We start from the raw sequence: 19,006 nt of genomic DNA on the forward strand, positions 1-19,006 counted from the left end.
GGTGTTCACAAAAGCAAGAATAGTAGACGTTAGTTTATCGAGTTGGAGGTACATACAAATGCCTAATTTACCTGAGGTAATTGCTCGTAACCTCGACTCACAAATTACAGGTTCACTCACCGTGCCCGCGCGTCTTCCAAGAATGTCCGCTTGGCCTGAATGGGTGGATCAATCGGTTATTACGGCTTTATCTGAAATGGGTGTTTCACGCCCTTGGGTTCATCAAATAGCTGCCGCAGAACTCATTCATGCAGGTAAACATACTGTTGTAGCAACTGGCACTGGTTCTGGAAAGTCGCTCGCTGCATGGATTCCCGTGCTATCCGAACTGAGTGGATTTGAGAAAACCGGCACGTCACGGCTCACGTCACTGCGCAATATCCAACGCCGACCCTGCACTCTTTATCTTTCACCCACGAAAGCGCTCGCAGTAGATCAAGAACACAGTTTGACCACGCTGGCCAACCGCATTGACCCACGCCTTGCACTCACAAGTTTAGATGGAGATTCTGATGCGCAGACGCGCACTTGGGCACGCGATTACGCCGATATCATCTTCACTAATCCCGACTTTGTTCACCACGCCATATTGCAACGCCAAGAGCTATGGGCGCGAATGTGGCGCGGACTATCCACTATCGTGGTAGACGAATTTCATTCTTATCGTGGCTCCTTTGGTTCAAATGTAGCTTTGGTGCTGCGTCGCGTTTTGCGGCTTGCGCGCAAATACGGCAGCTCGCCGACCGTCGTCTTCCTCTCTGCTACCTCGCCGCATCCAGAAGAAACGGCGCAACGTTTCATTGGCACTGCCTTTGGAAGCGTTTACCCAGTTACGGAGGACGGCTCTCCCAGCGGTGAACGTCATATATTTACGGTGCGTTGCAAAGAAATTCCGGTGGAAGACGACGACGCACCCGAGTTCCGTCTGATGCCTGAGGATGCGCTTGAGACTGAGTCTGAGGACGTACTTGCGGTTGAGTTTGACGCGGTACCCAGCGTGGCGCATAGCGCGGTGCGTAGCGGAATATCTAACACCGCCCATGACGCGGCGACTAACGAAACATCAAGCACAGCGCATGACGCAACGCCGAGAAAGCGTCGCTCAGCCAATACCGAAGCGGCGGACCTCACGGCACTGCTCGTATCCCATTCGGCTCAAACACTGACTTTCGTGCGCTCTCGTCCCGGCACGGAACGAGTGGCAGAACTAGCCAATGACTACCTTGACGAACACTCTCCACACTTGAGCGGGAGTGTATTTGCCTATCGAGGTGGCTATCTTCCCGAAGAACGGCGCGAGCTTGAGCAGGGACTTCGCAACGGAGATATTCGGGCGCTCGCGAGCACATCAGCACTGGAACTTGGCATTGATATCTCGGGCTTAGACGCTGTGGTGGTCACAGGCTGGCCTGGCACTCATGCTTCATTTCAGCAGCAGATTGGGCGTGCTGGACGTGCGGGCGAAAATGGCTTGGCGGTGTTCATCGGCCGAGATAACCCTCTCGATCAATTCATTCTTGACCACCCAACCATGCTCACTGATACACCTGCCGAGATGAATGTATTCGACCCCACCAATCCGTGGATTCTTCCTGGTCATCTTTGCTCTGCTGCTGCGGAATCTCCGCTCACAGAAGCTGATTTAGAGGTGTTTTCGCTGCCAGATACCCAAGCGTTTGCTTCGCTTGTGGATCAAGAGCTACTCAAGCGCCGTCCGAACGGATGGTATTGGAATACGTCTCTTCGCGTTAGCGCACATACTTTGGTTGATTTGCGCGGAGAAGGCACAACGGTGTCGATCATCGATTCAGAAAGCGGAGCTCTGCTTGGCACAGTGGATAACGCACGTGCAGATACAACCGTGTATCCAGGGGCAATATATTTACATCAGGGTGTTCCTTTCAAAGTTGAGGGGCGTGACGGTGATGTTGCGCTGGTGCATCGTCACCGCGAAGAAGATATCCGCACATATCCACGTGAGGAAACCAGCGTTGAAATCGTGGATACGTACGAGGAGATTTCTCTTGGTATTGGCACGTGGTGCAAGGGGCAAGTTGTGGTGCGATCACGCGTGATTGGCTACGACGTGCGCCGCACAAAGGACGGAATGTACCTTGGCTTAGTCGATCTCTCGATGCCCACTCACGAACTGATAACGGCTGGTACGTGGTTTACACTCAACGAATCTGCACTGCGCGAGGCGGGAGTTGGGACTGCCGATCTGCCAGGTGCTTTGCATGGTGCAGAGCATACGATGATCGCTTTGCTGCCGCTGTTTGCCACGTGCGACCGCTGGGATATCGGAGGGCTGTCTACCGCAGTGCACCCTCAAACGGGGTGTCCTACAGTGATTATTCACGACGCCGTTGCGGGAGGTTCAGGAGCAGCTCACCGTGGTTTTGACAAGCGGGGTGATTGGGCGCTCGCCACTCTTGATGCGCTAGAGAACTGTTCGTGCTTGAGCGGCTGCCCGAGCTGTGTGCAGTCGCCGAAGTGTGGAAATAACAATTCTCCTCTCTCTAAAGATGGGGCAAAAATCTTGATGAATGCGCTCTTTCATGCTCTTAAACAGGAACGGCGATTGTGAAGATACTGGTAGATCGCTATGCGCATTCTTTTGGTTGAGAGGTGAGCGTTTAGTTGTTGATTGATCGCCGCACTGGCCCCGCAGTGGCACGAGCGTTGATTGTATGGCTTAACCAGGAAAAAGGATTCTTCGCCTCAACGGCGAGTGTCACATTTTGCCCTTGTACGGTGCAATCCACGGTGTAGTCGCGCAACAGTTCTTGAACTTGTGCGCAAGCGGCGCTTTCGGAGTGTCCGTTGAGAAGCAGTTGAGCTCCAGAAATGGCTGCGAGATCAGTTCGATTACGAACTTCGATCACCTTGCTAGTTGCTACAGAAAATTCGAATATCAATATCGTTACAATAACCACCGCAAGTATTGTGATGGCCACAAAGGTGGTTGCCATGCCTGATTCACTGCGCAGTCGTTTAACAGTCTGATTGTTAAAATAGCTGCTCATTACGGCTCTCCGTGAACTAATCGCGGTTCGATCACAATTTTCGTTTTTGTGGAAAAATTGATGTTTATTAGCTTGAATACGCCTTCACCTGGCTTAGTAACTTCAATTGAGGCAATTTCTCCATCACGTTCAATTCGCAGTTGCGCATCATCGCCGGCATTGGAATGTACGAGTTCGCGAACATCGCTTTCACTCATTCCGAGCGAATAGGAACGCGCTGCTTCATGAGCTGCATTATTGACCTTTGGCAACGTAGTGAGTTGAAAAATCCCGCTCACGCAAAAGACTGCCAAAGCCAAAAATGTGGGAACCGTTAGCGCCCATTCCACGCTGACCATGCCAGCTTCATTTTTTGACTTCATAGATCGTCCTCTTTCATGGCTATTGTTCACCGCCCAAGTGTGGACTGACTGTGGTGGCGGGCAGGTCCTGCTGCTGCCCGCCACCACAGTCCGCTCAATTAGCTCATGCCAAGTACATTGCGGAACAAGGTTGCGATGAGTTCGCGGAACCAATCTTGCTTGATCAGCCAAAGTAGAATTCCTGCCATTCCTGCAGATGCCACGGTACCGATAGCGTATTCAGCCGTGACCATTCCTGCTTCGGCGCGAGTGAGCATCTTATTTGCTTTGTTTTTGAACATTTTGATCGTCATTGTTTTTCCTTTAGGTTGGGGCTTCTCGATGTGAGGGAAAGCCGGTTTTGATTGTTTTCGTCTAGACGTTTTAAGCATGCCGAATTTGTAAATCTGATGAAGCGGCTAGAAAAAATCTGTGGATTTCCCTCGCGTTTAAGTAACCTGTGGAGAAATCTTCACTTGCCTGAGCTGCGCAAACATTCCCCGCCAACTCGTGCCAATCATCTCTAAAACACGTAATCATCTCTAAAACACGTTTTGAGCCGCCAACACAATAATTGGAAATACTCCGATCAGCATGAAAGCGGGTAAGAAGCACAACGCGAGCGGCACCACTAAGCGAGAGCCGAGCCGAGCAGCTGCTTCTTTGGCTTGCCGCTGCCGAGTGAGCCGAAGTGTGAGCGCACTCCTTTCCAAAAGTGGCACAGGAGCTGCACCATCACTCCACGCTGGCTCCATCGCTTCCGCAAGCAATCGAAATCGAGGATCCGTATCTTGCCAAGACTCCGCCCAATCAGCGCCCATGAGCAGGGAATTTGCCACTTCTTGTAAGCTGCGCTGTGAAAAAATTTTCGTTTTTCGAAACGTCAAAGGATGGTGAAACTTTAGTGAGTTTTTGCTGCGACGCAACTGTTCGTCGTCGTCACCCAAAGCGATATGCAGTGCTTCTAGTGTGCGCGGAATCGAGATGCCGGCGTTCAGCGCAGCTGCTGCCAGATCCAAAATGATCGCTTGATCCACGTGCAAGATAAGCGCCCGCCTGTGCAAGCGGCGTCGTTTGATCTCGTACCTCGGCGCCCACACAGCAAAAGCAAAGGCCACAGCCGCAAGAACGATCACCGTTCACCTCCGAAAGAAATCGCAATTTTTACCATGCGGCGCACCAACACAATTCCCGCTATCTCGGCGCAAATCCCGAGCACAAGCGCAATATTTCCGAGCGTGCTGTGCAGTAGAAAATCGATCGGATCAACTCCTAACGCATAGCCGATGAGCACTCCGAATGCTGGTAGGGCCGCCAACATTCGCGCTGAGGTGAGCGGGCCGGCCATTGCGATTTTGCGGGCCGACATTGCTTCGCTCGCTTCTGTTATTCCTGCTGCGCAGGCATCCAAAATATCGGCCATGGGCGCGCCCGTTGCTTGCCCCATGCGGCACACGGCGAAAGTTCCGGCTAAGGAGTTAATTGTGGTCGGTGAAATCCGCCGTCGACGTCTTTTCCACCAGCTCAGAAGTGTGAGTTCGCGTAAAGCAACAGGAATACCTTCGGCGTCGAGCACAGAATCGAGCGCAGGTGCATCCCGGCCACTCAAAGTTGGGGAAAGATCGTGGTGATTTAATGTGCGACGCCATGCGTATTCCACAGTGGATCCGCAGCGTAGTCGGGTAGCGACTTCCGTTACTAGCAGTCCCATATCCACCGACGCCGATCGGCGCGCTTTCTTTCGCGCGTCCCGTTTGCGTAGTTTCGGGAATATTTTGCTGATTTTTCCAGCAAAAGGTACTTGCATGACGAGTATATAAAGGACGAAACACACCAAAAACGCAACCATAATCTTCACCGTCAGCTCGCACTTGCAGTTATCTGGCTCTGAGCGTCCACCCCAAGCCGTTCTTCCAATTTTTGAGCGGCAGGAAATCTTTGGACTTGCGCGTCTGGGCTGGCCAAACTCAATGCTTCATAACACTTCAGCTCTCCGCCAACTCGCTCTAACACCGAAATTTGCGCAATGTAGCGGCGTCGTCCCTCTCTTTTAACGTGCACAACTGCATCGAGTGCCGACGAGGCTTGGGCGGCTACCGTCGTCTCGCTCATTCCCGCGAGCGCACCCAACGCAACTAATCGTGCAGGTACGTCCGCTGCAGAATTCGCATGAATGGTGGCCCATCCGCCCTCATGGCCGGTATTTAATGCGCTGAGCACGTCAAGCACTTCTGCTCCTCGACATTCGCCCAGCACAATTCGATCAGGACGCATTCGCATAGCAGCTCTTACCAGCTCACTCATCGAAACTTCGCCTACGCCTTGCACATTTGCGTGTCGAACTTGCAGGTGAACCACGTGCGGGTGCACTGGGGCTAATTCGGCAGACTCCTCGATAATCAAAATCCGTTGGTTGGTTGGAACTAACGAGAGGGCTGCATTGAGAAATGTGGTTTTTCCTGCTCCAGTGGCCCCAGAGATAATCACATTCGCACGCTTGTCCACCATCGCGCGAATCGTTGACTCTAATCGCAAGTGGATCGAACCCGATGCAACGAGTTCGTCAATTGTGAGAACTTTTGATCTGTGGGTACGCAAAGAAATCAACGTTCCTTGTGCCGAGAGAGGAGGTAGCACAGCATGTAACCTGATACCACTAGGGAAAGTTCCATCCACAATTGGGCTGGCGTCGTCTAGCCGCTGCCCACAGCTCGCCGCCAGCCGAACCGCTAACGCGCGCACGCCCGCTTCGGTTTTCAGCTGTGGGTCTGACACCTCGATTGGAACCATTCCATTGCCTTGATCTGCCCAAACACTGTGTGAACCGTTCACGAGCACATCTGTTGTGGCGGGATTTTCAAGTAGGGGCGCTAATGTCTGGCCAGCACCGATCAGCTCGTGACGCACTTGGGTGTGTAACTGTGCTAGTTCTTCAGTGAACATCACTGGCACGTGTTCGAGCGCATTCGCCATAGATCTGCCTGCTGCCAGGCGCTTGCGAACTTCTTGAATTTGCCGACTCGTGTATTTCATGCCGCGTCCGATTCTAGGAGGAATCTGTCACACAGCATTTTCACGTCCTCAACCATGCCAGAACGAGACCTGTCTCCAGGGGCTAGGCCGTGCTCTAAATCTCCTGCAAAATTGCGTTGTTTGCGCAGGTTATAGACTCGAGCTGAGCCGATTGTCTGTGCGATATGAGCGAGGTGATTCTTAGAGCGCGCTTCGCTCACCACTACGGCTACCGGGCAACCTTTACCCACTTGTTCGAGCTTGATTCGCGTCTGTTCAACTGCGAGGTCTGAGGATTTCGTGACCAGCACAATGTAATCGCACCATTCAAGCCACGTCGCTTCTGGGCTGGTAGGAGCGATAACAGAGCTTGGCAGGTCGAGAACAGTCCAGGAGTGCACTTGAGCGAGCGCCGAAATGACTTTAATTCCTTGGTCGCTATCTAAGGGCACTCCGCCGCGATGGTCTGCCGAGAGCACGCTCACTCCATGCCAGGGAATGAGGCAGTCGCGCAGTCTCCCCGCGAGCACTGCGCCCCGGCCACGAATATCCGCCCAGCGTTTGCCTGGTGAACCAACTTGTGAAAGGAGCATATCGATACCAACAGAAGCGCAGTCCATGTCCACGAGCGCGATGTCGTTTTCGCGCCGGGCGAGTGTGCGAGCAATCAGCGCACTGAGAGTCGAAGCGCCGCTTCCACCTTGCATGCCGATCACGCCTACGACGCGCCCACGCACGGTGGAACCCACGGCCACCATAAGCTCGAGCAGGTCAGCGGCGTCGTCGCGGCAATTGAGTCGAACGGTACCTTTTGCGAAATAGGGCGCAAATAGCTCGTGGAAGCTCGCTTCGACGTAACCGTCGTCGCAACCCAATGAGGAAAACCGCAGCACACCTTGCCCAAAATCGGATCGTGACACGTGTACAACGTCCACGCCCACAAGATCGGCAAGTTTTCGCAGTTCTTCGTACGTTTGTGTGTCATTTCCAATGTACACAACAGAAAAGAGGTCAATATGTGTTTGTGAAGAGTTAGAAGAATTATCAGTCATGTGCCAAGTGTTACGCGAATGTCGAAACGGCGCGGCTAAAAAATTTTTTCTGTGGAAAGTCCGAAGTTATCCACAAATTTGCGGCACGCCGTGCCATTTTCTCCTGCAAGCGGCCGAAAACAAGTAGCGTTCGAATAAGAAGTATTCACAAGGAGATGACCGTGACAACACCTACCGATCCATACAACTCCGCATCGCGCCGCCCTTTTGACGACGACGAAGTGCTTGCCCCGCTCGATCATGACGATGTTCAAGCGGCCGAGAAGTCCGGACTTTCCTATGGTGATTCGGATCTATTCGCTTGGGATCAGGCATTTTCAGCGCAGAGCGCCGCGGTAGCCGAGGATATTTCCGAAGAGCCTGGCAGCGATAATGAATCTGTTCAACTGCCAGCAGATCATGCGCAACCTGCTGATTCTCTCAACGATCTTGGTGCTTCTTTCGATTCCGCACAGGGTGGAGCACAGGGTGGAGCACACAGTGCGCCGCAGGATTCTGCACAAGACTTCGCGCATGGAGAGCCTGCGTTAAGCGCAGAGCAAGGACGTGAAGGCTACAACGCTCTTCCAGATGAGGAACGCAAGAACGCTACGTTGGTGGACGTCGTCTCCGCACATTCTGCCGACGACGCCGACGACACCGCGCGTCCGAGCCGCACGCGAGCACTGTCTCAGGACGAGACGTTCACTAGTGGCTTGGCTGTAGATGATGCTGAAGCGAGCGTGTATTCGGTAGGTACTGAATTTGCCGCTGGTGGCATGGCTATTGCAGCCGCAGCGGGAAGCGCTAATGCAGCTGAGGGTGCGCAATCGAACCTTGTTGATCCTGAGACTGGCCGCAGTGACGAAGCTCGTGAGGGCTTTGTGCAGGCAGCAAGTCCAGCACAAGATGACGAGCGTCGCGCGCGCTGGTCTGCCGATCCAGGCGACGATGCTTACCTCGAGATTCCTGATGAGCCGCAGTCGCGAACGGGTGCACATATCGGCATATTTTTTGCAACGCTCCTGCTCATCCCACTAGCTTGGTATTTGATTTCCGATGCCGGCGTGCGTCTTGGCATGGTGAAAGGAAATCCTTGGGATACCGGTTCCTTGAATTTCTTGGCATTGGGTGAGCTCCTTGGCGGGGTCGTGGTTATGCTTGTGATCTTCCTCTTCGCACGCGCTTCCTCGCTCGGTGCGCAAGTGCTGGGCACCTTGATCGCCGTTGCGGGTAGTATTGCGATTCTTTTGCCAGCTCAGGGTGCACATTTTGCCGCCCGTGTTGAGGATTCTATCGGTTCGTATAACGCTTTCACTGGTAACGTTGCGCACCATCTCAATTTGGATTTAGCTACGGGACGTATCGCCATTCTTGGGTTTGTGCTGCTGTTTCTTGGTGTTGTGGCGCATGGAGCGCGACGCCGGGGTGCAGTTCGCGCTGCTGCGATTGCGCGCCGTGAATTGTTGCTCAAGGAACCAATGCAGTGACCTCGCCAGCAGATAATTCCTGCGTCACGATTCCTGGTCCGTGGGAGCATCGGCTCATTCAAGCCAACGGGGCACAGTTTCACATCGTTCACGCTGGTGAACACACCAGTGAAAAACCCCTTGTGATTTTGGTGCATGGATTTCCGCAGTACTGGTGGGCGTGGCGCAATCAAATCGCAGCGATTGCTGCCGCCGGTTTTGAGGTAATTGCGATTGACCGGCGTGGCTTCGGTGGATCGGATAAAACTCCGCATTCGGAAGATTCGCTCCTTTTGAGCCAGGATCTTATTGCGATTGTGCGATCGATGGGTGCCTCACGAGCAGTATTAGTTGGGCACGGACGTGGCGGCGGCCTCGCTTGGTCGGCGGTGAGTATGGCGCCGCAGCTGTTCAGCGGCCTAGTTACGGTATCGTCTCCGCATCCGCGCACTTTGCACCGCTTTGGCGCACACATCACGCTCAAGGCCTGGCGCCATGCGCTGACCTCGTTTATTACTCCGCTATCGCAGCGAGGTTTGACGAGCGTTGTTGCTATCGAGCGGCTGCTTCAAGAGTGGTCTGCGCCGAAAAATCGGGGCGCATCAGGGCAAGCTGAGCTTTACGCCCAAGCGATGCGTCTGCCTAGGGCTGCGAGCGTGGCTTTGGCACAACTGCGCTGGACTATGCTCGCGCAACAGTCCCTCACAGGCCGCCGGTATCTGCGTGAATCAGCGAATCCTGTGCACGTGCCGATTCTTGCAGTGCGTGGGGATCTCGACCCGCTTCTTCCTAAGCGTGCCTGGAATAAGGATGGCGAGTTTGCGCACGGTCGCTATGAGCGCGCTACGATTCCCGACGCCGGGCACTTCGTTCCCGAAGAGCAGCCGGAAGCATTTACCCGTCGTCTTTTGGATTTTCTTAACTCATTGCCCGCCATTGAGGAGTGAGAACGACGGGCAGATTTGCGCAAGTTCGCAGCTGTAGCAGGCGGGCTTGCGGGAGTGGCACACTTGCCGGCCGTGGTCGATAATGCGATGGCAGATGAGCGTCCAATTTTCGCCCGGCAACACCTTAGCAATATCCATTTCTGCAGCTACCGGATCTTTTTCACGCGTCCATCCCCAGCGGCGTGCGAGCCTGCCCACGTGCGTGTCAACCGTAATTCCCGGTATGCCAAAGGCATTTCCGAGCACCACATTGGCGGTTTTCCGGCCCACTCCACGCAAGGTAACGAGACTGTCTAGGTCTGCCGGCACCTCGCCGTCGTACGTCTCTACCAGGGAAATTGAAAGTTCGCGTAAAGATTTCGCTTTCGCTCGGAAGAATCCAAGCGGGTGCAAGATGCGTTCGAGATCTTCTAGCGAGGCGCCGGCCATGGCGACGGCGTTGGGGTACGTTTCGAATAATTCGGGAGTTACGCTGTTGACGCGTGCGTCTGTGGTCTGTGCTGATAGAACTGTGGCGCAGAGCAGTTCGAATGCGTTGCGGTGGATGAGTGCGCACTGTGAGTTAGGATAAAGCTCAGCCAAGCATTGGGTAATTTCTTTTGCAGCTTCTTGACGTGCTGCGAGTGCTCTGGGGCGTGGTGGAAATATCTCTTTTGCTGACTTTTTCGCCATTATGCTCCCCTTTTCGGAAATTGCTTTGCGCGTGGTATTAGCTTCACCAAGCAATACTAATCCACTCAAAATTGCTTAATTTTCACAGAACGTATGCTAAAACATCGAATACGTGGCAGAATTTAATTTGATATGACATCTCCCACAAGTGCACACTGTTAGTGTACAGATTTTCAATAACCGCAAAGTAAAGGAAGGAATTCGGATGGATTCCAACGTTCTTAGTAACGTCGAGCTCTTCAAAGGCCTCACCGACGAAGACCGCCAGGCCTTAGCCGCCCTCATGTCAGAGACCTCCCTGAAGCGTGGAGAATCGCTTTTCCAAGAAGGCGACTCCGGAGACCGGCTTTACTTGGTCGCAGACGGAAAAGTAAAGCTTTCCCACACAGCTGATGACGGTCGCGAGAACCTCATCGCGGTGCTCGGGCCAGGCGAAATCATCGGCGAACTCTCGCTTTTTGATCTCGAACCACGTTCATCAACTGTTACCGCTATTGCTCCAACCCGCTTGCTTGTGCTTTCACATGCAGATATGCGTCAGTACATCGAGGAGCATCCAAAGCTTGCAATCTCCATGTTGCGCCAGCTCGCTTTGCGTCTGCGCAATACGAACCAGCAGATGGCAGACTTGGTATTTTCCGATGTTCCTGGCCGTGTTGCTAAGGCGCTCCTCGATCTTGCAGAGCGCTTTGGTGAGCGCACTCCAGAGGGAATCTACGTGGCACACGACCTCACTCAGGAAGAACTTGCACATCTCGTGGGCGCTTCGCGCGAAACTGTTAATAAGTCGCTTGCTGACTTCACCTCACGTGGCTGGATTCGCCTTGAGGGACGTGCAGTTTTGCTGATTCAAGTTGCCCGACTTCAGCGTCGCGCACACTGATCAATAACTCGACTCTGTTCGAGCCTGACTTTCTTTGTGGTGGGTGGGAACGAATGTTCCCACCCACCACTGTGTTTACTTAGTTTTTGACGAGCACGGTGAGCTCGATCTCCACTGGTGCATCCAGTGGTAATACACTCACGCCTACTGCGGAACGGGTGTGGACGCCGTCGTCACCAAAAAGCTCGCCGAGCAATTCGGAAGCGCCGTTGACGACGCCGGGTTGCCCGGTAAAATCTGGCGCCGATGCCACGAAACCGGTCACGTGAACGATTTTCTCGATGCCGTCTATCCCGCCAGCTACCGAGGCCGCTGCTGCTAAAGCATTGAGAATCGCGGTTCGCGCTAAGTCTTTTGCCTGCTCGGGTGAAACTTCTGCCCCAACCTTTCCTGTCAGAGGCAATTTCCCCGCAACCATCGGCAGTTGGCCCGAGGTTCGCACGGTATTTCCAATTTTCTGCGCAGGAGTATAAGCAGCTAAAGGTGCAACAACTTCCGGCAGAGTGATTCCCAGGCGTTGAAGTTTATCGCTAATCATTTTTTGGTCTCTTCATATATGCGACCGGATTTGCTCCGTCTGGACCAGGCAAAACGCTGACGAGTTCCCACCCGTCCATGCCCCAATTGTCAAGGATTGCTTTCGTATTGTGAACCAATAGTGGCACAGTTACATATTCCCAAGTAGTCATAATTTAAGGCTATGGCGTTTGGCGTATTTTAGGCAACTGCATATCGGGCAACTGGGTGACTTCTCTTATACCGCTTTGGTTTTATCAACTCAGCTGTTTGCAAAGCGTGGAATATGCCCGGTGCGCAATTCGACGGCTAACTTATCGTTTGACGTTGTGATCCGGTGTAGCCAATTTTGCTCGTCAGGGCAGTGGCGCAAAATAGCACGGCGCTCGCGTTCGGTGAGTCCTCCCCATACGCCAAAAAGCATATTTGAGTTGAGTGCATCAGCGAGGCACTCGATTCTAACTGGGCAGTCAAAGCAGAGTTGGCGCACTTGGCGCTGAGCTGATCCGCGCACGAAAAGAGCGTCTGGATCAGTTTTAGCGCAAGCCCCTTGAGCTGCCCATGTTTGGTCTTGATCTACCAACGTCATTGTTGATCTCTTCCTTTCGAACCAACCTTTAGCGTGGATTGCGTGATTGGCGTCACTGTTAAGTGTACTAAGATATTTTTTAAAACGCACATTCGCATTTTTCTGTTTTTGTACATAACTGCATTACACACCCTTAAACTCTGCCGGAGAGTCATCCTGAAGTATGAGCTTTTCTGCCAGATTGGGAACATTTCACTAATAATGAGCTAGGACACGCGAAAAAGCTTCACAAAGGCAGTATTCTGAAATACATGGCAAGAAGTTCTCGTGATCAAAGCATGAATGCGGTGCAGCTACTCGTTGTAGTGGGCTCGTTTATCGCATTGTGTATTACCGGCGGTTTGCTCGTAGCAGCCACAGCAATTCCGATGGTTGCATCGGCAGGAACCGCGACCAACGCCGGGCTGGCGCTCTTTGACGATCTCCCCACCAAGATCGACTTCACGCGCCCATCAGAGCAGTCGGTTATTCGTGCTGCAGACGGCACCGAAATCGCGCGTTTCTACGCAGAAAACCGTATTGTTGTGAACTCGGAGAACATCTCGCCACTCATCAAAAACGCCGTCATTTCCATTGAGGACGAGCGTTTCATGCAGCATAACGGTATCGACGCACAGGGTATTATTGGTGCTGCTCTCAACAACTTCACTGGTGGAAACCTTGCCGGCGGATCGTCTATCACTCAGCAGTATGTGAAGAACGCGCTGATTGAAGAGGGACGTATCGCTAATGATCCCGAACAGATCAACCAGGCCACGGCCACCACGATTACTCGCAAGCTCAACGAGGCACGCTATGCGATTGCCATTGAGCGTCTGCGCACTAAAGACGAAATCCTCACTGGCTACCTCAATATTGCTCAATTTGGCCCTTCACAGTGGGGTGTTGAGGCCGCTTCTCGTTACTTCTTCTCCGTGCCGGCAAGCCAGGTGACCTTGGAGCAGGCTGCAATGTTGGCTGGTATCACGCAGGCTCCAAACCGCTGGAATCCTATCAAAAACCCCGAGGAAGCCAAGCGTCGGCGCGATATTGTGCTCAGCCAAATGACGCGTTTGGGTTATATTACGAAAGAGCAGCGTGACGCCGCTATCGCCGTCCCGATCGACAAAATGCTCCACGTAACGCCGACGCCGAATGGTTGTGCTGCTGCAGGTAATGCCGCGTATTTCTGTGAGACGGTGGTGAACGACGTCCTCAATTCTTCAAGCTTTGGCGAGTCGCGCGACGAACGTGTGCGCTTGCTGTACCGCGGCGGTTTGGAAATTACAACTACGCTTGATCCAAAGGCGCAGGCCAACGCCTATCAGTCGCTCACAGCGAACTTGCCGGTGAATGACCCGTCCTCGATCCAAGGCTCTTTGAGCGCTATCGAACCTGGTACGGGAAAAATTCTCGCAATGGTACAAAACACCAATTATGGCGATGCTTCTAAAGAAGAGCCACATGCCACTAAGCTCAATCTGAATGTTGGGCGTCTACGCGGCGGCGGTGGCGGCTTCCAGGCTGGGTCAACGTTCAAGATTTTCACTCTTGCTCAGTGGTTTAATGCTGGAAAGAGCGCATCGGATCAAGTGAATACGAGCGAAACTACGTATCCGGCGTCGGCATGGAAGATTTCCTGTATGCCAAGTGCGACTGGCTCGTATGGCCCTAAGAACAACGAGGGTGAGGGTGGCGGCATGCGCAGCGTTGCTGAAACTACCGCTCGTTCACTTAACGCTGGTTTCGCCTCGATGGCCACCCAGCTTGACCTGTGCGATATCACGAAGATCGCTAAGGATATGGGCGTTGAGCGCGGTTCGCTTGCCACTGCGAAAGACGCTACTGAGCTGGCGCAACTCGGCGCTAAAGAGGGGCAACCTCTCCCACTCGTACCTAATCCGAGTATGATTCTTGGTACGAATCCGGTCACGCCACTTTCGATGGCAAATGCAGTGGCGACGCTCGCTGCTGACGGCAAGATGTGCACGCCGATTTCTTTCACCGAGATCAAGGATCGTTCGGGTAAGACGATCGCTAAACAGGATCCGAGTTGCCGCCAAACTATCGAGGCTGAAGTGGCTCGACGCACCACTGCTGTGCTCCAACAAGTTATTTCTGCTCGTTATGGAAGTGGTACCAGTGCTCGTTTGGCTGGCGGACGTCAAGTAGCAGGTAAGACGGGTACGGCAAATAACGCTTACCATGCCTGGTTCGTCGGTTACACTCCTCAGCTTGCTACCGCGGTATGGACCGGGCATATGTCTGGAAATGAGCCGATGCTGAACGTCGTCGTTAATGGCCGCCGCTATAGCGTGCTGTATGGTGGAACGATTGCTGCTTCCACATTTGCTGATTTCAACAATGCGTTCTTAGCAGGAAAACCTTTCGAATCCTTCAAGTCTCCATCAGCTCCGGTGACCACGAGTGTTGAAGAAGATCCGCAAAAGAAAGCGGAAGAAAAGGCTCCTGATCAGCAGAATCAGACTCAACCGGGGGCCGTTCCTAATGTGGTCGGCCAGGAGATGAACCAGGCTGCCAAAGTTTTGCGTGGCGCTGGCTTCCATGTGACGGCTTCTGGTGCGTGGTCAGATAAACCGAAGAACACGGTCGTGGCTATGACTCCTGCGCCAGGAACTGCTATTTCCCCAGGTGGATCGATTGATATCGTCGTCTCGCAAGGTCCTAAACCGTGAAATTAAAACCGTTCATATGGGCTGCGCCTTTTGTTGTGGGCGCGGGAGTGTGTGTGGGTTCGATCCTTAACGCCCACGCTTATCGGTTGCGACGTCGTAGCGTGCTACTTCCGGACGGTTCGGCGCAGTTCGATCACAGTGACGACGCCGGTATTGACGTCTCCGATGTGCGCACGGCTTCTCATACATTGCGTATTCTTCACATTTCTGATGTGCATTTGATGGTTCGCCAGGCGAAACGAGTTGCTTTTTTGCGTGACTTGGATGTGCAAGCGCCGGATCTTATCGTGATTACTGGCGATCTTATTGCGCAAGGTAGTGCGATTGAGCCGCTCGTTGAGGCGCTGTCGATTTTCAAGGGTGTGCCTGGCGTTTTTGTTTTCGGTTCAAACGATTATTATGCTCCGCAGTTGAAGAATCCGCTGCGATATTTATGGCGTGATTCTGCGCAGGATGCGGCGTCGAAGAATGGGCCAGTTCCGCTGCCTACTGCCAAATTAACTGCGCGTTTAGAAGACTTGGGATGGGTCGATCTCAACAATGCGCGCACTCATATGCGCATTGGGTCTTGGGATATTGACCTGGTTGGTGTGGATGATCCGCATATTGGGCGCGATTCGTTCCCAGCGTCGTCGTCTGTTGTGAGCAGTGGCAAGCGTTCAATTCGTATCGGTGTGACGCACGCGCCCTATACTCGCATTTTGAATACGATGCACGACGCCGGGTGCCACCTTATTTTTGCAGGTCACACACATGGTGGGCAGGTATGTTTGCCGGGTCATCACGCATTGGTGACTAATTGTGATCTTCCGAAGCGCTATGCCTCTGGGCTTTTCCGTTGGCCATTGGGCGATTCGGCGCCGATAAAGGGTGATGGTGCAATTATTGGTTGGAATTCTGATGAGGAGCCGCAAAGCTCTTTGGTGCAGGTTTCTGCCGGACTTGGGACGTCTCCGTTCACGCCGTTTCGCACTTTCTGTGCGCCGGAAGTTATCCAGATGGATGTTATTAGTCTCTAATTTCCACTATCTGGATGTTTTCGGATATTATAGAGAAGTTGCATGGCTTGGCATGTAATTCATTTCGGGGTGTGGCGCAGCTTGGTAGCGCGCTTCGTTCGGGACGAAGAGGCCGTGGGTTCAAATCCCGCCACCCCGACTCGGACTGGCTAAGATTTCTTTGATAGAAGTTTTTAGGTGGTTGGTGGAGACGTTTCGCAGTTTGTGATTCGTCTCCATTTTCTTATGTACATTCCATTTATTGCCACTGTATTAGACAATGATATAGCGCGAATGAGAGGGCAAATAGATGAAAATTGTGGTTGCTTATAAATGGGCATCGAACCCACAAGACGCTTCCGTCTCCGATGAAGGCGTTGTGAACTGGGGAAATAAGCGTGCTATTTCGGAATATGATCCGGTGGCGATGCGGGTTGGTCGCATTTTGGCTGATGCTACTGGCGCTGAGCTTATTGGTATTACCGCAGGTGATGTGAGTGCAGCGACGCCGAAAGCCACACAAGCTGCAGCTGCTCGCGGTCTGGATAAGCTCGTTGTGGTTGCGGACGAGACTTTGGCGGCGGCGTCGGCAGATACTTACGCCCGCGTTTTGGCTGGTGTTGTGCGCCGTATTGGTGGTGTTGATTTGATTATCGCTGGTGATTCTTCGGCGGATGTGGGCGGTCGAGCCGTTCCGGCACTTCTCGCGGCTCACCTTGGAATTCCCGCTTTTGCTGATGTGAGTGAGATTTCTGCGCTTGACGGCGGTGTGAAAGTTACACGCCATTTCCAAGGTGCACACCAAGTGTTGAAGCTTGAGGGTCCAGCAGTTCTTTCGGTGACGACCGATGCTTCGTCTATCCCGTTGATTGGTATGAAAGATATTATGGCTGCTCGTAAGAAGCCTGTTGAGAAACTGGAGTTGGCAGAGCTTGGAATTGAGGCATCTGCTGGTGTTGCTGAACTAACGGGCACTGAGAAACCGGCTACTCGTGAGCGTAAGCACGTTATTTTTGACTCTGCTGATGCTGCCAGCGAGTTGGTGGCTGCGCTGCGCGGCGAAGGGGTGTTGTAAACATGAGTGTTTGGGTTATTGCTAGTAGTTCGGCAAGTATTTCTTCAGTGCTGGAAGCGGCGGGGTCAGATGTAAATCTCTTGGTTGTGGGCGACGACGCGCTCGCTGCAGCGCTCGCACAAGCTCCAGTTGCGAAAATCGTTCACGTTCCCACCAATACGGTGGCGGAGATGTATGCTCCTGCGGTGGGTGCTTGGCTCGCTGAGCAGGGGGCGCAGACTGTTTTGGCTCCTGATTTTGCTCCAGAGCGGGCTTTGGCGGCAGCTGCTACGGTGGCTTTGAATGGCACGTGGATTTCTTCGGCAATCGCGTGGGATAATGCTTCTCGCTGTGCCACTGTGTTAGTGGCCGGTTTGGCTCATGAGACGCTTTCGGTGCGAGGGCCAGTGGCTTTGACTCTTCCGGCTGGTGAGATTCCTGACGGCGGCAGCGCACCATGCGAGGTGCTTGAGCTCGTTGCGGGTGGGGGAGTTTCGGTGTTGGAAACGCAACCGATCGTGGCGTCGTCGGCAGATCTTTCGCGCGCAGAACGTGTGATAGGTGTGGGGCGTGGCGTCGCTGAGGAAAAAGACTTGGCGATGGTCAATGAGCTTGCGGAAATGGTCGGTGCGCAGGTGGGTGCTACTCGTCCGCTTGCGGAGGGTCATGGTTGGTTTGACTCATATATTGGTTTGACTGGTCAAACTATTGCGCCGGAGCTTTATCTCGCGATTGGCGTCTCGGGGCAGATTCATCATGCGGGTGGAATCCGTGATTCGAAGATTATTGTGGCGATAAATGAGGATCCGCAAGCACCTATTTTCCAAGAAGCGGACTACGGCATTATTGGTGATTTGTATGAGGTTATTCCCGCTTTGAAAGCTGCACTGTAGTCGAATATTGGAAACTTATCTACTTGCTTAGCCCTTAATTGGGTAGCAAGGATGCTCTGAATATGGGACTCTAGCTGGGAGGTTTGGGCTATTCGCCCAAACCTCCCATTTCTCACTCACAGCTGAATGTTTAGGTCTTTAGTACCAGATGGATTTAGGGTGTTAGTAAAGCGCTCCATGCAGTGACGCTGCAAAATACGTGGTAGTTCGTGTGGAGAGCGTGCCAGAGAAGTCCTCTGGCCCCAAACACCCTTCGGGATGTGCGGAAAACGAAGGAAGAAAATATGCTAGGTAACATCATTGGTACTCTCATCTTTGGACTCGTTATTGGCGCCTTGGCCCGCCTATTCATGAAGGGCAATCAGAATATTTCAATTCTGGCCACCATGCTTCTCGGTGCAGCAGGTGTAGCTGTGGCTAATCTTGTGCTTCAGCTTTTCCATTACTCGGCCAATACGCCAGGAATCGACTGGATTCGCTGGATTGTTTCCACGATCTTCGCAATCATTGCGATCTCGATTTACCTTGGGGTACGTTCGGGTTCAAAGCGATAATCTAGAAAAATCTAGTAAATCATCTGTTCGATAGTTTCGATTTTCTCGCAAGGGGCGGCTATCGAGCCAAAAATTAATACAAATGAGAAAGAGGGGCAGCCACCCACGCAATCGGCTGCCCCTCTTTAGCGGGAGCGGCGATTGCCAGACTGTTTGGGGCACTACTTCCAAAAGCTGGACTAATCGCCGGTGCTCACTTTTGCACTCATACACGCAACAGCGAGAGAAAACCCTCGGAGCAAGATTCGTAACTCTCTCGCTGTCAATATCTAGTATGAGTACCTAGTCTAGGATTACCCACAAGTCTTTCTGTAAAAATGCTGGGAATCCGTTTTTCTTGGTCATA

General features: G+C 52.9%; 20 protein-coding genes and 1 tRNA gene. 10 read left to right on the plus strand and 11 right to left on the minus strand.

The window, feature by feature from the left end; translation table 11 throughout:
- Positions 1–58: 58 nt before the first annotated feature.
- Entirely contained in the window at positions 59–2,587 is a 2,529-nt protein-coding gene (locus tag JOD55_RS01730; RefSeq protein WP_204398098.1) for a DEAD/DEAH box helicase, read from the plus strand.
- A gap of 49 nt (positions 2,588–2,636) precedes the next feature.
- Here JOD55_RS01730 and JOD55_RS01735 read toward each other — a convergent pair whose 3' ends face one another.
- The 7 genes from JOD55_RS01735 to JOD55_RS01765 all read right to left on the minus strand — a co-directional run bounded on the left by JOD55_RS01735 (position 2,637) and on the right by JOD55_RS01765 (position 7,431).
- Positions 2,637–3,026, minus strand: coding sequence for a flp pilus-assembly TadE/G-like family protein (locus JOD55_RS01735; RefSeq protein ID WP_204398099.1), 390 nt, complete (start codon positions 3,024–3,026; stop codon positions 2,637–2,639).
- Positions 3,026–3,388: a TadE family protein gene (locus JOD55_RS01740; RefSeq protein ID WP_204398100.1), complete on the minus strand. Its 363-nt coding sequence runs from the start codon at positions 3,386–3,388 to the stop codon at positions 3,026–3,028. The genes JOD55_RS01735 and JOD55_RS01740 overlap by 1 nt, the downstream gene beginning before the upstream one ends.
- Positions 3,389–3,486: 98 nt before the next feature.
- Positions 3,487–3,681: a DUF4244 domain-containing protein gene (locus JOD55_RS01745; protein WP_239538934.1), complete on the minus strand. Its 195-nt coding sequence runs from the start codon at positions 3,679–3,681 to the stop codon at positions 3,487–3,489.
- A gap of 228 nt (positions 3,682–3,909) precedes the next feature.
- Positions 3,910–4,503 carry a type II secretion system F family protein gene (locus JOD55_RS09290; RefSeq protein WP_204398103.1) on the minus strand — a complete coding sequence of 198 codons (594 nt, stop codon included), beginning with the start codon at positions 4,501–4,503 and terminating at the stop codon, positions 3,910–3,912.
- Positions 4,500–5,174 (minus strand): type II secretion system F family protein, encoded by a 675-nt coding sequence (locus tag JOD55_RS01755; RefSeq protein ID WP_204398104.1) that lies wholly within the window; start codon positions 5,172–5,174, stop codon positions 4,500–4,502. Before JOD55_RS01755 ends, JOD55_RS09290 begins: the two co-directional genes overlap by 4 nt.
- 53 nt (positions 5,175–5,227) lie before the next feature.
- On the minus strand, positions 5,228–6,400 hold the full coding sequence (locus JOD55_RS01760) for a TadA family conjugal transfer-associated ATPase (protein ID WP_204398107.1): 1,173 nt from the start codon (positions 6,398–6,400) through the stop codon (positions 5,228–5,230).
- Positions 6,397–7,431, minus strand: a complete 1,035-nt coding sequence (locus JOD55_RS01765) for a cellulose synthase operon protein YhjQ/BcsQ (RefSeq protein WP_204398108.1) — start codon at positions 7,429–7,431, stop codon at positions 6,397–6,399. The genes JOD55_RS01760 and JOD55_RS01765 overlap by 4 nt, the downstream gene beginning before the upstream one ends.
- Before the next feature lie 161 nt (positions 7,432–7,592).
- On the opposite strand from JOD55_RS01765, the gene JOD55_RS01770 reads away from it, so the two are divergent.
- Both JOD55_RS01770 and JOD55_RS01775 read left to right on the plus strand, forming a co-directional pair.
- On the plus strand, positions 7,593–8,900 hold the full coding sequence (locus JOD55_RS01770) for a hypothetical protein (RefSeq protein ID WP_204398109.1): 1,308 nt from the start codon (positions 7,593–7,595) through the stop codon (positions 8,898–8,900).
- Positions 8,897–9,826 (plus strand): alpha/beta fold hydrolase, encoded by a 930-nt coding sequence (locus JOD55_RS01775; protein WP_204398111.1) that lies wholly within the window; start codon positions 8,897–8,899, stop codon positions 9,824–9,826. Before JOD55_RS01770 ends, JOD55_RS01775 begins: the two co-directional genes overlap by 4 nt.
- On the opposite strand, the gene nth is transcribed toward JOD55_RS01775, so the two are convergent.
- On the minus strand, positions 9,803–10,498 hold the full coding sequence (gene nth / locus JOD55_RS01780) for an endonuclease III (RefSeq protein WP_204398114.1): 696 nt from the start codon (positions 10,496–10,498) through the stop codon (positions 9,803–9,805). The two genes, JOD55_RS01775 and nth, sit on opposite strands and share 24 nt — an antisense overlap.
- A 205-nt stretch (positions 10,499–10,703) precedes the next feature.
- On the opposite strand from nth, the gene JOD55_RS01785 reads away from it, so the two are divergent.
- Positions 10,704–11,381, plus strand: coding sequence for a Crp/Fnr family transcriptional regulator (locus JOD55_RS01785; RefSeq protein WP_131279521.1), 678 nt, complete (start codon positions 10,704–10,706; stop codon positions 11,379–11,381).
- 79 nt (positions 11,382–11,460) lie between these two features.
- Here the strand turns inward: JOD55_RS01785 and JOD55_RS01790 are convergent, their stop codons facing one another.
- From JOD55_RS01790 to JOD55_RS01800, 3 genes are all read right to left on the minus strand, one after another.
- Complete coding sequence (locus JOD55_RS01790; RefSeq protein WP_204398115.1) at positions 11,461–11,919, minus strand: RidA family protein; 459 nt, start codon at positions 11,917–11,919, stop codon at positions 11,461–11,463.
- Complete coding sequence (locus JOD55_RS01795) at positions 11,912–12,070, minus strand: Sp36 family protein (protein ID WP_204398117.1); 159 nt, start codon at positions 12,068–12,070, stop codon at positions 11,912–11,914. Before JOD55_RS01795 ends, JOD55_RS01790 begins: the two co-directional genes overlap by 8 nt.
- Before the next feature lie 89 nt (positions 12,071–12,159).
- Positions 12,160–12,486, minus strand: a complete 327-nt coding sequence (locus JOD55_RS01800; RefSeq protein ID WP_204398119.1) for a WhiB family transcriptional regulator — start codon at positions 12,484–12,486, stop codon at positions 12,160–12,162.
- A gap of 251 nt (positions 12,487–12,737) precedes the next feature.
- On the opposite strand from JOD55_RS01800, the gene JOD55_RS01805 reads away from it, so the two are divergent.
- The 6 genes from JOD55_RS01805 (at position 12,738) to JOD55_RS01830 (ending at position 18,660) form a co-directional block, all read left to right on the plus strand.
- Complete coding sequence (locus JOD55_RS01805; RefSeq protein WP_204398121.1) at positions 12,738–15,161, plus strand: penicillin-binding protein; 2,424 nt, start codon at positions 12,738–12,740, stop codon at positions 15,159–15,161.
- Positions 15,158–16,180, plus strand: a complete 1,023-nt coding sequence (locus JOD55_RS01810) for a metallophosphoesterase (protein ID WP_204398123.1) — start codon at positions 15,158–15,160, stop codon at positions 16,178–16,180. The genes JOD55_RS01805 and JOD55_RS01810 overlap by 4 nt, the downstream gene beginning before the upstream one ends.
- Before the next feature lie 65 nt (positions 16,181–16,245).
- Positions 16,246–16,319: transfer RNA gene (locus JOD55_RS01815), tRNA-Pro, on the plus strand.
- Positions 16,320–16,469: 150 nt separating this feature from the next.
- Positions 16,470–17,234 (plus strand): electron transfer flavoprotein subunit beta/FixA family protein, encoded by a 765-nt coding sequence (locus JOD55_RS01820; RefSeq protein ID WP_204398124.1) that lies wholly within the window; start codon positions 16,470–16,472, stop codon positions 17,232–17,234.
- Positions 17,235–17,236: 2 nt separating this feature from the next.
- A complete protein-coding gene (locus tag JOD55_RS01825; RefSeq protein ID WP_204398125.1) occupies positions 17,237–18,106 on the plus strand; it encodes an electron transfer flavoprotein subunit alpha/FixB family protein in 870 nt (289 codons plus the stop codon).
- Between the two features lie 284 nt (positions 18,107–18,390).
- Positions 18,391–18,660, plus strand: coding sequence for a GlsB/YeaQ/YmgE family stress response membrane protein (locus JOD55_RS01830; RefSeq protein ID WP_204398126.1), 270 nt, complete (start codon positions 18,391–18,393; stop codon positions 18,658–18,660).
- Positions 18,661–19,006: the final 346 nt, after the last annotated feature.

This window comes from Arcanobacterium pluranimalium, from assembly GCF_016907845.1.
Lineage (GTDB): Bacteria > Actinomycetota > Actinomycetes > Actinomycetales > Actinomycetaceae > Arcanobacterium_A > Arcanobacterium_A pluranimalium.